14 protein-coding genes are annotated in these 13,689 nt (G+C 60.0%); 6 read left to right on the top strand and 8 right to left on the bottom strand.

Annotation, left to right across the window (positions count from 1 at the left end; genetic code table 11):
* Positions 1 to 47: 47 nt before the first annotated feature.
* Entirely contained in the window at positions 48 to 1,199 is a 1,152-nt protein-coding gene (locus ACZRKZ_RS09240) for an MFS transporter (protein WP_463981419.1), read from the bottom strand.
* Here ACZRKZ_RS09240 and ACZRKZ_RS09235 point away from each other — a divergent pair.
* A complete protein-coding gene (locus ACZRKZ_RS09235; RefSeq protein WP_463981418.1) occupies positions 1,189 to 1,440 on the top strand; it encodes a hypothetical protein in 252 nt (83 codons plus the stop codon). The two genes, ACZRKZ_RS09240 and ACZRKZ_RS09235, sit on opposite strands and share 11 nt — an antisense overlap.
* Before the next feature lie 50 nt (positions 1,441 to 1,490).
* Here ACZRKZ_RS09235 and ACZRKZ_RS09230 read toward each other — a convergent pair whose 3' ends face one another.
* Genes ACZRKZ_RS09230 through ACZRKZ_RS09200 form a run of 7 tightly spaced genes read right to left on the bottom strand, consistent with a single transcriptional unit; the run spans position 1,491 to position 7,690 of the window.
* Complete coding sequence (locus ACZRKZ_RS09230; protein WP_463981417.1) at positions 1,491 to 2,714, bottom strand: sugar MFS transporter; 1,224 nt, start codon at positions 2,712 to 2,714, stop codon at positions 1,491 to 1,493.
* Between the two features lie 51 nt (positions 2,715 to 2,765).
* Positions 2,766 to 3,113 carry an L-rhamnose mutarotase gene (locus ACZRKZ_RS09225; RefSeq protein WP_463981416.1) on the bottom strand — a complete coding sequence of 116 codons (348 nt, stop codon included), beginning with the start codon at positions 3,111 to 3,113 and terminating at the stop codon, positions 2,766 to 2,768.
* A complete protein-coding gene (locus tag ACZRKZ_RS09220) occupies positions 3,110 to 3,883 on the bottom strand; it encodes an L-fucose dehydrogenase (protein WP_463981415.1) in 774 nt (257 codons plus the stop codon). Before ACZRKZ_RS09220 ends, ACZRKZ_RS09225 begins: the two co-directional genes overlap by 4 nt.
* Complete coding sequence (locus tag ACZRKZ_RS09215) at positions 3,880 to 4,740, bottom strand: amidohydrolase family protein (protein ID WP_463969322.1); 861 nt, start codon at positions 4,738 to 4,740, stop codon at positions 3,880 to 3,882. Before ACZRKZ_RS09215 ends, ACZRKZ_RS09220 begins: the two co-directional genes overlap by 4 nt.
* Before the next feature lie 37 nt (positions 4,741 to 4,777).
* Positions 4,778 to 6,055 carry an L-fuconate dehydratase gene (locus tag ACZRKZ_RS09210; RefSeq protein ID WP_463981414.1) on the bottom strand — a complete coding sequence of 426 codons (1,278 nt, stop codon included), beginning with the start codon at positions 6,053 to 6,055 and terminating at the stop codon, positions 4,778 to 4,780.
* Between the two features lie 20 nt (positions 6,056 to 6,075).
* Entirely contained in the window at positions 6,076 to 6,921 is an 846-nt protein-coding gene (locus ACZRKZ_RS09205; RefSeq protein ID WP_149494034.1) for an ureidoglycolate lyase, read from the bottom strand.
* Between the two features lie 28 nt (positions 6,922 to 6,949).
* Positions 6,950 to 7,690 carry an SDR family oxidoreductase gene (locus ACZRKZ_RS09200; RefSeq protein WP_463969325.1) on the bottom strand — a complete coding sequence of 247 codons (741 nt, stop codon included), beginning with the start codon at positions 7,688 to 7,690 and terminating at the stop codon, positions 6,950 to 6,952.
* Positions 7,691 to 7,924: 234 nt separating this feature from the next.
* Here ACZRKZ_RS09200 and ACZRKZ_RS09195 point away from each other — a divergent pair, with 234 nt between their 5' ends.
* From ACZRKZ_RS09195 to ACZRKZ_RS09175, 5 genes are all read left to right on the top strand, one after another.
* Positions 7,925 to 8,686 carry a FadR/GntR family transcriptional regulator gene (locus ACZRKZ_RS09195; RefSeq protein WP_463969326.1) on the top strand — a complete coding sequence of 254 codons (762 nt, stop codon included), beginning with the start codon at positions 7,925 to 7,927 and terminating at the stop codon, positions 8,684 to 8,686.
* A complete protein-coding gene (locus ACZRKZ_RS09190) occupies positions 8,683 to 9,663 on the top strand; it encodes a diaminopimelate epimerase (RefSeq protein WP_463981413.1) in 981 nt (326 codons plus the stop codon). The genes ACZRKZ_RS09195 and ACZRKZ_RS09190 overlap by 4 nt, the downstream gene beginning before the upstream one ends.
* A 336-nt stretch (positions 9,664 to 9,999) precedes the next feature.
* Positions 10,000 to 12,045, top strand: a complete 2,046-nt coding sequence (locus ACZRKZ_RS09185; protein WP_463981412.1) for a type VI secretion system Vgr family protein — start codon at positions 10,000 to 10,002, stop codon at positions 12,043 to 12,045.
* Complete coding sequence (locus ACZRKZ_RS09180; RefSeq protein ID WP_463981411.1) at positions 12,045 to 12,893, top strand: DUF4123 domain-containing protein; 849 nt, start codon at positions 12,045 to 12,047, stop codon at positions 12,891 to 12,893. The genes ACZRKZ_RS09185 and ACZRKZ_RS09180 overlap by 1 nt, the downstream gene beginning before the upstream one ends.
* Positions 12,886 to 13,680: a hypothetical protein gene (locus ACZRKZ_RS09175; protein WP_463981410.1), complete on the top strand. Its 795-nt coding sequence runs from the start codon at positions 12,886 to 12,888 to the stop codon at positions 13,678 to 13,680. Before ACZRKZ_RS09180 ends, ACZRKZ_RS09175 begins: the two co-directional genes overlap by 8 nt.
* Positions 13,681 to 13,689: the final 9 nt, after the last annotated feature.

The raw sequence follows: 13,689 nt of genomic DNA, 5'->3' as shown, positions 1-13,689 counted from the left end.
TCTCATCGGTGCTTGAGACGCCTCGAAGCATCTCAAGCGCTGAGCTGTCAAACCCGCAGGATTTTTCCGCTGACTGCCACACCGACCAACAACAGCGCAATCAACAGAAACGCCGTGCTCAAGCTACTGCCATGAGCGACAAATCCGATCAATGCCGGTCCGGCGAGGATGCCCGCGTAACCCAGCGTGGTGATGGCCGGCACGGCGATATGTTCAGGCATGACATTCTGCTTGCCGACGGCGGTGTACAACACCGGCACGATATTGGAGGCTCCTGCCCCTACCAGCGCATAGCCGAGCAATGCCATTGCCCAGTCGGAGGAAAAGGTGGCAAGTAGCATGCCGAGCGCCGCAAGAGCCCCGCCAAGAATGATGATCTTGGTGGCGCCCAGACGACGGACGATGGCATCTCCCGTCAGGCGCCCCGCAGTCATGGTCAAGGCGAATGCGGCATAACCGAGCCCCGCATAAGCCTCGTCCAGACCGCGTTCGGCGCTGAGGAATACCGCGCTCCAATCCAGCACGGCGCCTTCGGCGAGAAACACGATAAAACACAGGCAACCGATAAATAGCACTACGCCATGGGGAATGGCAAAGGCTGGCCCCGAGCTTTCACTGCCGTAGGGCAACAAGTGTGGCGCCGCCTTGAGCAGCGCTATCACCATGATCACGATGACCACCAGGATTGCCTGCAGCGGCGACAAGCCCAACCCCAGCAATCCGCTCACACCCGCCGCACCGACAATACCGCCCAGGCTGAACAGCCCGTGGAAGCCTGACATCATGGTTTTGCCACTGGCTCGCTCGACGATCACCGCTTGCAGGTTGACCGTGGAATCCACGGTGCCAAGGCCGGCGCCAAACAGAAACAGCGAAGCCATCAGCAGTGGGATCGAACTGACAGTGGCCAGCAGTGGCAGGGCCAGGCAGATCAAAATCGTCCCGCCAATCAACACTCGCCGGCAACCGAACCGTGACGCCAGGGCACCTGCGGCCGGCATGGCGATGATTGAGCCTACCCCCAGACACAGGAGTAACAAACCGAGGGTGCCTTCATCGAGCTGGGCGCGGGCCTTGGCGTAAGGCACCAGCGGCGCCCAGGCGGCAATGCTGAAGCCTGCGATGAAAAAGGCGATGCGGGTCGACATTTGTTCCAACCGCCCGGGGAGCACGGGTGCTGGGGTGCTGATGGCAGTCATGAAAATCCTTGGCTTTGCGTTCAACGACGATGTGCAGCGCAACATCCTTGCATATCAGGCCGTATCGAGCGAGCAGGGTTCCCCCGGTTTGCCGGGGCAGGGGGCAATGGATCTTTATTTTTATAGGGATGGAACACTATTCAGCTTCCCAGCCACTCATGTATCACTGATCTGTATGGCACTTGCCTGCTTGTTGTATGAGGTCATCTGGAAGGTGCGTAATCCGCTTGGGAACTGGTGAACCCCGGGCTTCTTGCAGTGGATTACCACCTTCCAGATGAACCCTCTGCGTTATCCCTGACGCAACCGGCTGCGGGCATACACCGCAACAATCACAAAACAGCCCAGCGGCAACAGGTATGCCATAGCCACCGAACTGTGATCGGCCACCTTGCCCATCAGGTAAGGCATTAACGCGCCACCGACAATCGCCATGATCATGAACGAACTGCCACGCTTGGTATGAGGGCCGAGGTTTTTCACGCCCATGGCAAACAGCGTCGGGAACATGATCGACATGAAAAAGAACACCGCGATCAGCGCAATCACTGACACACCGTCCAGCCCCATCACCACCAATGCGCACAGGGCGATATTGATCAGTGCGTAAATCAGCAGCAACCGTTGGGCGCTGACCCGCCCCATCAACCAAGTGCTGAAGAAACGCCCAAACATGAAGGCCAGCATGGCAATGGACAGCAGATACGCGGCCTGCTGACTGCTCATTTGCGCCCAATGCTCAGTGACATAGTTGATGAAAAACGCACCGACACCGACCTGGGCTGCGACGTAGAAAAACTGCGTGATAACGCCGCCAACAAACTCCCGATGCTGCCACAGTCCCTTGCCGGCAGCCGGTTGCAGCGCCTGCTCCTGGGCGCGCAAGTCCGGCAGTGGCGTGCGGGCAATCAGCACCGCCACCAGCAACACCAGAATCGCGATTACCACGTAGGTGGTTTGCAGCGAACTCATGTCTGAGGCGGGTGTGCTGCCGGCACTGAAAAACATTGCACCGCCAATCAGCGGCCCGAAGAACTGGCCGAGGCCGTTGAACGATTGCGCCAGGTTCAGCCGCCGCTCGGCACCCTCGGGTTCGCCCAGCACCGTGGCGTAAGGATTGGCCGCAGTTTCCAGGCAGCCCAGGCCGCAGGCGATGACGAACAGCGCCAGCAGGAAAAACGGAAAACTGGCCGCCGCCGCTGCCGGCATGAACAGCAGCGCACCGGCCGCATACAGGCACAAGCCCAGAAGAATCCCGGCCTTGTAGCCATGGCGATCCATCAACAGGCCCGCCGGCAGAGCGATCAGGAAATAGGCGCCGAAGTAGGCGCTCTGCAACAGCCCAGACTGGGCTTTGCTGACGTGCAGGGTTTCCTGGAAGTGCTTGTTCAACACATCCAGCAGCCCGTAGGACAAGCCCCAAAGGAAGAACAGACTGGTCACCAGTATCAGCGCCCAGCGATAGGTCGGCACGGCGTGGGCGCCGTCTGCCACTTGTGTGTCTTTGCTTAACATGACGCTTCTCCTGTTGTTTTTATTGGATCAAGGCGTGCGATGCAGCGGGGGTTACGGTTGTTCCATCAGGCTGAAGATCTGCTCCATGGGCTGCCATTTTTCGCCGGCAGCGGTCCATGGCGTGGGCGTCTGGAAACGCCACATCAAGGTTTCCCAGGCTTGCACCTCGGGGTTGTCGCGGGCGGCCCTGTCCATCCCGTCGAAGCTGAAATCGGGTCCGGTGTCCATGACCATGAACAGCCGCGTACCCAGGCGCCAGATCTGCATGTCCAGTACCTGTTGGCTGCGCAAATGCTCGGCCACGGCTGGCCAGATGCGTTGATGCAACTGTTGGTATTCGGCGATCAGGACCGGGTCGTCGATCAGGTCCAGGGCCAGGCAGTAGCGTTGGCCGCTCACGTCAGCGCCCGGTCCAGATGGGTGTAGCCGCCGTCCACCACCAGCCATTGCCCGGTGGTGTGGGAGGCGCGGGGTGAGAGCAGGAACAACACGCTGTCGGCGATTTCCTCAGGCGTGGTCATCCGCTTGCCCAACGGGATTTTTTCGACGATGGCGGCCAGCTTGTCCTCGGGGTTGTCGAAGCCGTCGATCCAACGCTGATACAACGGCGTCAGCACTTCGGCGGGTACCACCGCATTGACCCGAATGCCGTGTTCCAGCAACGATGCCGCCCACTCCCGAGTCAGGGACAATTGCGCGCCCTTGGCGGCGGTGTAACCGCTGGTGCCGCCCTGGCCGGTGAGGGCGGTCTTGGAGCTGATATTGACGATGGCCCCGCGACTGGCCTTAAGCGCATCGAGGCACAGGTGGGTCATCAAGTAGTAGTGAATCAGGTTCTTTTCCAGGGACTCGATGAAGGCCGCGCGGCCCGCTTCCAGGCCCACGCCATCATTCACTCCGGCGTTATTGACCAGCCCGTCGATCCGCCCGAAGCGCTGCAACACTTCATTGACTGCCCCACGGCAAGCCTCTTCATCGCGCAACTCGACCCGCACGAAATGACTTTGGCCTTGCTCTTCAAGTTGTGCGCAAAACGCGGAGGATAAAGGCTGATGGCCGAAAATCACCGGGATCGCCCCTTCGGCGATCAGCCCCAGGGAAATGGCCGCGCCAATCCCCGAGCCACCGCCGGTGACGATCACAACGCGGTCCTGCAAGTGCAGATTCATGGGCAGTTTCCTTCAAGTTGATAGACCCGTTGGGCGGTGCCGCCCCAGATAGCCTGGTGTTCACTGGGGGACAACTGGTCGAGGGTCTGCTCCAGCAATTGGCAGGTACCTTCGTACTCGCCGGCCAGCAGGCACACCGGCCAGTCGGAACCGAACATCAGGCGCTCGGCGCCAAACAGCTCCAGGGCCAGTTCGATAAACGGCCGCAGCGTCTGGGCATTACGTTGACCGGGTCCGGCTTCGGTCAGCAGGCCCGACAGTTTGCAACTGACATGGGGCAGGGCGGCCAAGGGTGCCAGGTGATCGGCCCAGGCGCCGGGGCCTTTGGCGATGTCCGGCTTGCCCAGGTGATCGAGTACCAGATGATGCTGGTCGTGGCACTGGCACAGGGCAGTGGCGGCGCTTAGGTCGGCGCAGCGGATCAGCACTTCATAAACGTAGCCCTGCTGTTGCAACTGCTGCAGGCCGCGGGAAAAGGCTGGATCAGCCATGAACGTCGCCGGCCTGGGCTCATCCTGGATCTGATGACGAAAGCCTTTAAGTGGGGGCTGGTCACGCCACTGATGCAGGTGCTGTTCAAGGGCTGGGTCGCACAGGTCGACCCAACCCACCACGCCGAATATCCACGGGTGTTGGCGTGCCATTTCCAGCAGCGCGTTGGTTTCCTGTTCACCGGCGCGAGCTTGCACGGCGATGCAGCCATCCAGGCCAGCGGCGTCGAGCAAGGGCTTTAAATCCTGTGGGATAAAGTCCCGGCGCAGGCCGGCTTCAGGTACGCCGATCCACGGATAATCAGCGGCCCGGTAGCGCCAGAAATGCTGGTGCGCATCGAGCCTGAGCAGTGATGGGGACGACATTATTATTGTGCTCCGTCCATTCAAAGTGCGGTTCAGGTCACGGCCGGTGGCGGAATTGCTCCCGGGACGCGGCTTTCATCTGGATCGAGAACCCCGGCGCCTGGGGCGGCATATAGGCCGCACCACGAACCACGCAAGGCTCTTCGAAATGTTCGTGCAGGTGATCGACAAACTCGATGACTCGTCCTTCATGGGTGCCGGCAATGCACAGGTAATCGATCATCGACAGGTGCTGCACATATTCGCAAAGCCCGACGCCACCGGCATGTGGACACACTGGCAAGCCATACTTGGCGGCCATCAGCATCACCGCCAGCACCTCGTTGACCCCGCCCAAGCGGCAGGCGTCGATCTGTACCACATCGATGGCTTCACGCATGATCAGTTGCTTGAAAATGATGCGGTTCTGGCACATCTCGCCCGTCGCCACCTTGACCGGTGCGACGGCCAGGCGAATCTTGCGATGGCCTTCGATATCGTCGGGGCTGGTGGGCTCTTCGATAAACCAGGGTTTGGCAAATGCCAATTCCCTCACCCAGTCGATGGCAGTGTCAACTTCCCACACCTGGTTGGCGTCGATCATCAGTTGCCGGTCTGGCCCCAGCACTTCACGGGCGATGCGCACGCGGCGCAGATCATCTTGCAAGTCGTGGCCGACCTTGAGCTTGACGTGGTTGAAACCGGCGTCCACTGCTTCCTGGCACAGGCGTCGCAGCTTTTCATCGCCATAGCCGAGCCAGCCCGCCGAGGTGGTGTAGCAGGGGTAGCCATTGGCTTGCAGGTCGGCCATGCGCTCGGCCTTGCCTTCGGTGCGCTGGCGCAGCAAGGCCAGGGCTTCGGCGGGTGTGATGCAGTCAGTGATGTAGCGAAAATCGATGCAACGCACCAACTGCTCCGGGCTCATGTCGGCGACCAGGCGCCACAGGGGTTTTCCTTCAGCCTTGGCCCACAAATCCCATGCCGCGTTGACGATAGCGCCGGTGGCCAGATGGATCGCGCCCTTGTCCGGACCGATCCAGCGCAACTGGCTGTCACTGGTGACATGGCGCCAGAAGCGGCCCATGTCTGCGGTGATCCATTCCAGAGTCAGGCCCACCAGCAGGTTTTCCATGGCCTTGATCGCTGCGCAGCAAATCTCGTTGCCCCGGCCGATGGTGAAGGTCAGGCCGTGGCCTTCAAGGCCCGGGTTATCGGTCTGCAGTATCACGTAGGCGGCCGAGTAGTCCGGGTCCGGGTTCATGGCGTCGGAGCCGTCCAGGGACTGGGATGTGGGAAAGCGGATATCTTCGACGAGAATCGCAGTAAGGGTGGTCATGAACGGCTCCTTGGCTCTTGTCAGGCGTCGACGGTGATCTGGTTCTGTTCGCCGAGGCCTTCGATGCCCAGGCGGATTTTTTGCCCGGCCTTGAGGTACACCGGCATAGGCTTGATCCCCAGGCCGACGCCGGGTGGCGTGCCGGTGGAAATCACATCTCCGGGTTGCAGGCTCATGAACTGGCTCAGGTAGCTGATCAACTTGGGGATCTGGAAAATCATGGTGCGGGTGTTGCCGTTCTGGTAGCGATGCCCGTCGACTTCCAGCCAGATCGCCAGTTGATGGGGGTCGGCGATTTCATCGCGGCTCACCAGCCACGGCCCGAGTGGACCGAAGGTGTCGCAGCCCTTGCCCTTGTCCCAGGTGCCGCCGCGTTCCAGTTGGAATTCACGTTCGGAGACATCGTTGATCACGCAGTAGCCAGCCACGTGTTCCATGGCCTGGCTTTCGTCGATGTAGCGTCCGCCTTGGCCGATCACCACGCCCAGTTCCACTTCCCAGTCGGTCTTGCGTGAGTGGCGGGGGATTTCGATATTGTCGTTGGGTCCGACGATGGCGCTGGTCCACTTGTTGAAAAGGATCGGCTCATCAGGGATTGGCGCGCCGGTTTCCGCTGCGTGATCGGCGTAGTTCAGGCCGATGCAGATGAATTTTCCTACTTGCCCGACACAGGCACCCAGGCGCGGGTTGCCGGGCACCAACGGCAGGCTGGCGGGATCAAGGTCTTGCAGGCGGGCGAGAGTGTGCGGCAGCAGGGTGTCACCTGCGATATCGCTGATATGGGCCGACAAGTCTCGCAACTGGCCATCCGCATCCAGCAGGGCCGGGCGTTCCTGGCCTTTTTCGCCATAGCGCAACAATTTCATGGGCAATCCTCTTATAAAGGTGGGGCGGTCAGTTGCTCCAGCCGCCGTCGATAATCTGCGTGGTGCCGGTGGTAAATGCGCTGGCGTCAGAGCCGAGGTACAGCGCCAGTTGGGCAACTTCCTGCGGCGTGCCCAGGCGGCCCATTGGCTGGCGGGCGGTGAATGCGGCGTACACCTCATCCTGTTGCCGCCCTTCGCGAGTGGCCTGTTCGGCGATGCGTTGATGCAGTGACGGCGATTCAACGGTGCCGGGGCAGATGGCGTTGCAGCGAATGCGTTGGGTGACGAAATCGGCGGCCACCGAGCGGGTCAGGCCGATCACGGCTGCCTTGCTGGCGCAGTAGGCGAAGCGGTTGGGCACGCCTTTGATGCTGGAGGCTACCGACGACATATTGATGATCGATCCGCCACCTGCGGCCAACATGCCGGGTAGGAAGGCGCGGATCATGCGGTACATGGCGGTGACGTTGAGGTCCATGGCAAACGCCCAGTCACTTTCCGGGCATTCGAGGATATTGCCGGCGTGGACCACCCCGGCGCAGTTGAACAGCACATCCATCGGGCCCAACTGTTCAGCGATGCGTTGGATGGCGGCTGCATCGGTTACATCCAGCAGCACGGTACGTGCGCCAGGCAGGTCAGCGAGTGCCTGTTGATTGATGTCGGCGGCAAATACCTCGGCGCCAGCAGCCAGATAGGCTTCGACGCTAGCACGACCAATGCCCTGGGCGGCGGCGGTGATCAGCACGCGTTTACCGGTGAGGTCCATGACAGACTCCCATGATTGTTATTATTGGCTCAATGGTCAGGCCATTAAGGGCGTAGCTAGCCTCGACGTAGCCCATAGCCAATCCTTGCGGGTTTGCTATGATCACTGCACTGGAAACGATCCAATGGTCAGGCCATTGGTCCAATTTTTAGCACGGGACTTCCCAGTCAACAAGCGGCTTTTTTGCAAGTTGAACCCAGTCGGCGTGCTGTGCGTGAACCGAGCTGAGCCTAGATGCCATTTCAAGTTATTGATAACCAACGTCTTTATCGTCAGATTGCCGACCAGTTGCGGGCCTTGATCGACAGCGGCGAATTTCCTCCTGGCAGCCGTCTACCGGCGGAGCGGGAATTGGCCAAATTGCTGGGGGTGAGTCGCGCCTCGGTGCGGGAGGCGATGATTGCTCTGGAGGTCATCGGCCTGGTGGACGTGCGGGTCGGCAACGGCGTGTTGGTTTGTGAACCGGCGCAACCGAAAATCAGCCAGGAACCGGTGATGGCCCAGGCCACCCGTGACCAATGGAAGGAATTTGATCCGGAGCTGAACCTGCACGTCGACTTCAACGCCGAGATCCCGCCGTTTTCCCTGCTCCAGGCCCGTCGCCTGATCGAGCCGGAAACCGCCGCCCTGGCGGCCAAGCACGCTACCGACGAAGAACTGGCGGGTATCCGCGAGGCGTTCGAGCGCAACGCCCAGGACAACCGTGACGGTTCCCACACCCATCCCGGCGATCGCCTATTCCATATCCGCATCGCCCAGGCATCGGGCAACCCGGCCTATGCACTGATGATCGCGCACCTGCTGGGACATCGCTACGGCAGCATGTTCCAGCGTTTGCAGGCCCACTACACATCTGACGACATGCCCCATCGCTCCGAAGACGAGCACCGCCGCATCCTCGACGCCCTGGAACAACGGGATGCCGAAGGCGCCCGCCAGGCCATGCGCAAGCATCTGGAGGAAGTGGTGCGGATCTTTATGCGGACGGCGCAATGACCCGGTTTTACGACGCGCGCGGCAATATCTATGGAGTGGTCAGCCCGGCCGTGCTGCGTGAGCTGGGCATAGAGTTGCCGGCCACCGCCGTCCTGGCCGCCGGTTCTCGGCAGGCCTGGGCGCTGGCGGCCATCGCATCCGAGTGCGGCTGGGGCTCGTTGCCGCGCCCGCCGGACGCCAAGGCCCATCGTTGTGACGGCCTGTTGGTGGGGCCGTTTCAGGCCGCGCCGCCATTTGACCTGTTGATCGTCAACACCGACGGCACCTTGGCCGAACGCAGTGGCAATGGCTTGACGATATTTGCCCAGGCGCTGACTGATGAGGGGTTGATGTCCGGGGCGTGTGAGTTGCGAGTCCATCACGATAAGGCGGATGCATTGTCGCCGGTGGTGACAGGGGTCGAGCCTGCACTTCTCGAAGAGGTCCAGGGTTTCTGGTTGGCGCTGGGGCGGCCTGAGTTCGGGCCGTTGGCAGTGGGTGCGCCGTCGCTGGTGCTCAACAGCAGCGGACCGAGCCATGTCCCAGGGCTTTCTAGGCTCAATCCCCTGTGGAATCGCAGTCAGTTTGTGCGGGTGGGCAATCCCCATTGCGTGACCTTCGTGCCTGATGCTTCGGCGCTGCCGAGCAATCAGCAGATGCTGCAACCGGCGCTGTTTGAGCCGTTGATGGCTGTCGCCTTCGCACCTCCCGCTGGCGTGGGACGACCTTGTCCGGCCGGGGTCAACCTGCAATGGGTGGCCCGCGAGTCTGACAATCGCCTGATGGCCAGGGTATTCGAGCGTGGCGAAGGGCCCACAGCGTCTTCCGGCACCAGTGCCAGCGCGGTGGCCTGTGCCGCTTGGCATGTGGGCTGGGTTGCGGCAGGAGCGGTGGCGGTGGTCATGCCGGGTGGCACGGCACCTGTTCGGCTTGAGGAGCATGAGGGTGAGTTGAGTAGTGTCAGCCTGTTTGGAACGGCGCGGCGCCAGGATTTTTGAGGGCTGGACGTTGTATAGGGTTATTTTCGGTTTAATGAGTGCGCTCAGTTAATTCCTAATGGTTAAGTTCCCAATGTGAATAATGGCGTAAGACTTTTCCTATTGTTCAATGCTGGCTACTTGGCTGCATTTCTCTATTTAATAAAAGATACTTCCAATATCGTCGTACGAAACTTCTGTTTTATTTTGCAGAGGCCGAATTTTGCCTGAAATAGCTATGATTAACGCCGTCCAGACGCTTTTTATCATCCGTGCATTTCAATGTTTAAACAGCATTGTGCGCGGTTGTGTAGGAGGCGTTATTTTAGTTTTGTAATTAATGGCGGGTAACAATGGATGTTTAACGCGTTTGTTGCACCACGTTTCAAACTGATCGTTGCGGGGCTGGTCAATGACTTTCAGGTACTTGCCTTCAAGGGCAGTGAATCCATCAATCAACCTTTTTCCATCCATGTACAGTTGGTCAGTGAAAACCCCTCCCTGGACCTGGAAAGCTTCCTGCACCAGCCCGCTTATCTGGATTTCGGGGACCCTGGTGAAGGCCTTCACGGGCAGATCTACGCCATTGGCCGGGATGAAACGGGTGAGCGGTTAACCCGTTATCACCTGACGCTGGCACCGCGCCTGGCGTATCTCTCCCATCGCCGCGACCAACGGATTTTCCAACAACGCAGCGTGCCGCAAATCATTGCGGCGGTGCTGGAGCAGCACGGCATCCTGGCGGATGCGTATACGTTCGAGCTGGGCCCCGTGGTCTACCCGCCGAGAGTATTTTGTGTGCAGTACGGCGAAACCGACCTGTATTTCATCCATCGGTTGTGTGAAGAGGAGGGTATTCATTACCACCTGCGTCATAGCCCGGACGGCCATATGCTGGTGTTCGGTGATGACCAGACGGTGTTCCGCCGGCTGGCGGCGCAACGTTATCGGCCCAGGGGCGGGCTGGTGGCCGAGCAACGGGTGATCCAGCGGTTTGATGTACGTCTCTCGACCCGTAGTCGCCAGGTGGTGCGGCGGGACTACGATTTCGAGCACCCGTCCCTGCGCCTGCAGGATCAGGCCGGGCCATTATCCAGTGAGGTCCTTGAGGACTTTTATTACCCGGCGGGTTTCACCGGCCATCAGCGCGGTGCGCAACTGGCTCGACGCGGGCTGGAGCGGCATCAGCGGGACCGACATCGGGCATTGGGCAAGAGCGATCAGTTGGCGTTGCGCAGTGGGCACTTTCTCCAATTGCAGGATCATCCACAGGCGTCGTGTAACGACCTGTGGCTGGTGACCGGCGTACGTCATGAAGGCTACCAACCCCAAGTGCTGGAGGAGGCGACCGTGGACACCGGCGCCTTCCACGGCTACCGCAACCGATTCACCGCGACGCCTTGGCGTGCGCCTTTCCGTCCACCGCTCAAACACCCCAAGCCGCGCATCAGCGGGAGCCAGACCGCCACTGTCACGGGGCCTGCGGGTGAGGATGTGCATTGCGACCAGCATGGTCGGGTCAAGATTCGCTTCCACTGGGATCGGGCCGGCAAGGATGACGACAAGAGTAGTTGCTGGGTTCGGGTGGCTTCAGGTTGGGCGGGCGACGGCTTTGGCGCCGTGATGATCCCGCGGGTGGGGATGGAAGTGCTGGTGACCTTTCTGGAGGGCGACCCGGACCAGCCGCTGATCAATGGCTGCCTGCCCAACGCCCGGCAAACCACGCCTTATCCGTTGCCGCAACACAAGACCCGGAGTGTCTTGCGCACTCGCAGTTCCCCGCCCGGTGGCGCCAATGAATTGCATCTGGAAGATCGCCGTGGCGAGGAGCTTGTCTACCTGCGGGCTCAACGGGATATGGAACATGTCATCGGCAACGACAGCCGCCTGGAGGTTTCGGGCGAGCGCCGGGAAACCATTCATGGCTTGAGCACTGTCATGCTCCAGGCTGAGGAGCATCGTAGCGGGGTCGGTGATCGCAAAGTCAGGCTTGAGGCGGATGATCATTTACAGGTGCAGGGCAACAGCCAGACCCATGTTGGCCAGACCCTGATAATCGAGGCCGGGCAACAGGTTCATCTCAAGGCTGGCGCCAGCCTGGTGATCGATGCCGGTGCGCAGTTGAGCTTAAAGGCGGGCGGTGAGCATTTGCTGATTCAGGCGGGGGGCATTTTTAGCAGCCGACCCATTACCTTTGGAGGAATGCCTGGCGCTACGCGGTCGGCAACTCCGTTGGCGCCGGGTGATGTAGCGGCGCTGGCGCCACTCGTTGCAGCCAGTGCAAAGGTTGCTGCTGCACAAGGCGCAATCATGGAGTTGGCCAGGCAACTGGGAGCGGACTTCTGTCCGGTGTGTGTGCGTTGCCGGGAAGGTATGCGTGAGCCGATGGGGAGGGTGGCCTGATGGATATCACCCTTGGCAAGTGGATGACTAAACAGCAGCAGGCAGGGCACCAACTATGCCTGGTACTACAAGATGTGGCCCCGTTCGAAACCCGTCAGCAACTGCTGGCGAGCCGCACCTTGTCGCAATACCGCAGCTTCTATAGTGAAACTGCGGTGGCGGAGTTGGCGGCAAATGGTCCGCTGATCCTGTTGCTCGAAACTATCAGCGAGCCCGCGCTGCAAACCTTGCTGCAAGCCCCGCAAACCCATTGGGGATGGTTGGGCAGTCTGGCCGATGACGACTTGGGCGCCGTTATCCGGCATTGGCGTGAGCGGCTGTTGGTGGGGCCAGCGGGAAGCCAGGCACTGTACCGTTTTCATGATAACCGCACCTTGGCGCGAGCCTTGGCCCACCTGCCAACCCAGCAATGGCCCGCCTTTCTCGGGTCACTTATCAGCGTGTGTTATTGGCAGGGTGAGCATTGGTGTAGTGCCGACAACCCGATGCCGGGTGAGTATCCGGTGCCTGATCCTGCGCCTTGGCTCAAAGTGCCGAACCCTCAGGCCATGACGATTTTGCAGACCAATATTTTGCGCTATCTGTTGGCTGAACACAGTGAGGACCTCTCTCGTTTGGCAGAACACCAAGACCCGAAAGTCTGGTTGAACAACGTGCTGGAGCAGGCACGTGTCTGGCAGTGGCAAAGCCCGGAACAGCTGGAGTTTCTGGTGGTTCAACGTCTGGCTGAGGCAGTTGGAACAGCGGTAATTCGCTGGCAGTCGATGCCGGGGGAGGTGGCCGCGGATCATTTTCAGCGGGTGGTTGAGCAGTGGCGTCGGTCGCAGGGAGAGAAATGTCATGAGTGAACGGATCACATTGATCGTAAGGCGGATGCTACTCGTCAGTGCTGTGTTTGCTATATCGGGATGTGCGTCGAAGCCTGCTGAAAGCTTCAACTTGGAGGTCGATCTGCCGGCGAACTTTAGATTCAGAGGCGACGCGGTTTATCGTCCCGCGACAGGCGAGACCTGTACGTTGCCCAAACGTCGGGGCAAGCGGCCGGAGTTCAAGGTTTTCGATACGGCTGGCAAACCGGTAGCTAATCGGGTCAGTTTTAACGTGCCGTTGACGGAGCAGGTGAATGGCTGCCCGTTGGTATTGGGCAGTATTACGTTTGATATTTATGGCAAGTGGGGCGAGCACTGGTCAGCGGTTGGTGGGGATTATGCCTATATCAATGTACTGGATCGGTTGGAGTCTGATATGCCCGGAATGCCTGCGTCTGGTGTTCAAGAGCTGGCGGCGCAGTGTCAGTGGTTGTTTCGGACGTCAGGGCCGTTACACGCGATCAGGAAGGTCATGAGGTGCAGTTCGTTGAATGTCGACGGACAAATGCATAAAGGCCGAGCAGGTGGTCTTGTGCAGTGGGATGAGCTGAGGGGAAACACAGTGAGGATGGTGTTGGCCGTTACGGAGGAGGAGCGACCTTACATGGGAGACAATTGGGTTCGCTTTCCCCAGGGCTGGAAGCGTTGCATGGGGAGAAACCTAGAAGATCAATACGCGTTTTGTCGGGGAAATACCACTGATTTCAAGCCTTTCAAAATGCCTGATGGGCGTCTATGCAATATTTATCCAACGTGCACTGAATAAGGATATTCG

The organism is Pseudomonas sp. c313 (genome assembly GCF_055407145.1).
Note: the sequence above shows the minus strand (reverse complement) of the source record. Positions and strands in the feature narration are given on the sequence as shown.

Coding starts and splice junctions, on each gene's coding strand:
- ACZRKZ_RS09200 (WP_463969325.1), bottom strand. CDS start 7,690: ATGGACCTCACCGGTAAACGCGTGCTGATCACCGCCGCCGCCCAGGGC.
- ACZRKZ_RS09235 (WP_463981418.1), top strand. CDS start 1,189: ATGGCAGTCATGAAAATCCTTGGCTTTGCGTTCAACGACGATGTGCAG.
- ACZRKZ_RS09220 (WP_463981415.1), bottom strand. CDS start 3,883: ATGAATCTGCACTTGCAGGACCGCGTTGTGATCGTCACCGGCGGTGGC.
- ACZRKZ_RS09185 (WP_463981412.1), top strand. CDS start 10,000: ATGTTTAACGCGTTTGTTGCACCACGTTTCAAACTGATCGTTGCGGGG.
- ACZRKZ_RS09190 (WP_463981413.1), top strand. CDS start 8,683: ATGACCCGGTTTTACGACGCGCGCGGCAATATCTATGGAGTGGTCAGC.
- ACZRKZ_RS09210 (WP_463981414.1), bottom strand. CDS start 6,055: ATGACCACCCTTACTGCGATTCTCGTCGAAGATATCCGCTTTCCCACA.
- ACZRKZ_RS09180 (WP_463981411.1), top strand. CDS start 12,045: ATGGATATCACCCTTGGCAAGTGGATGACTAAACAGCAGCAGGCAGGG.
- ACZRKZ_RS09230 (WP_463981417.1), bottom strand. CDS start 2,714: ATGTTAAGCAAAGACACACAAGTGGCAGACGGCGCCCACGCCGTGCCG.
- ACZRKZ_RS09175 (WP_463981410.1), top strand. CDS start 12,886: ATGAGTGAACGGATCACATTGATCGTAAGGCGGATGCTACTCGTCAGT.
- ACZRKZ_RS09215 (WP_463969322.1), bottom strand. CDS start 4,740: ATGTCGTCCCCATCACTGCTCAGGCTCGATGCGCACCAGCATTTCTGG.
- ACZRKZ_RS09240 (WP_463981419.1), bottom strand. CDS start 1,199: ATGACTGCCATCAGCACCCCAGCACCCGTGCTCCCCGGGCGGTTGGAA.
- ACZRKZ_RS09195 (WP_463969326.1), top strand. CDS start 7,925: ATGCCATTTCAAGTTATTGATAACCAACGTCTTTATCGTCAGATTGCC.
- ACZRKZ_RS09205 (WP_149494034.1), bottom strand. CDS start 6,921: ATGAAATTGTTGCGCTATGGCGAAAAAGGCCAGGAACGCCCGGCCCTG.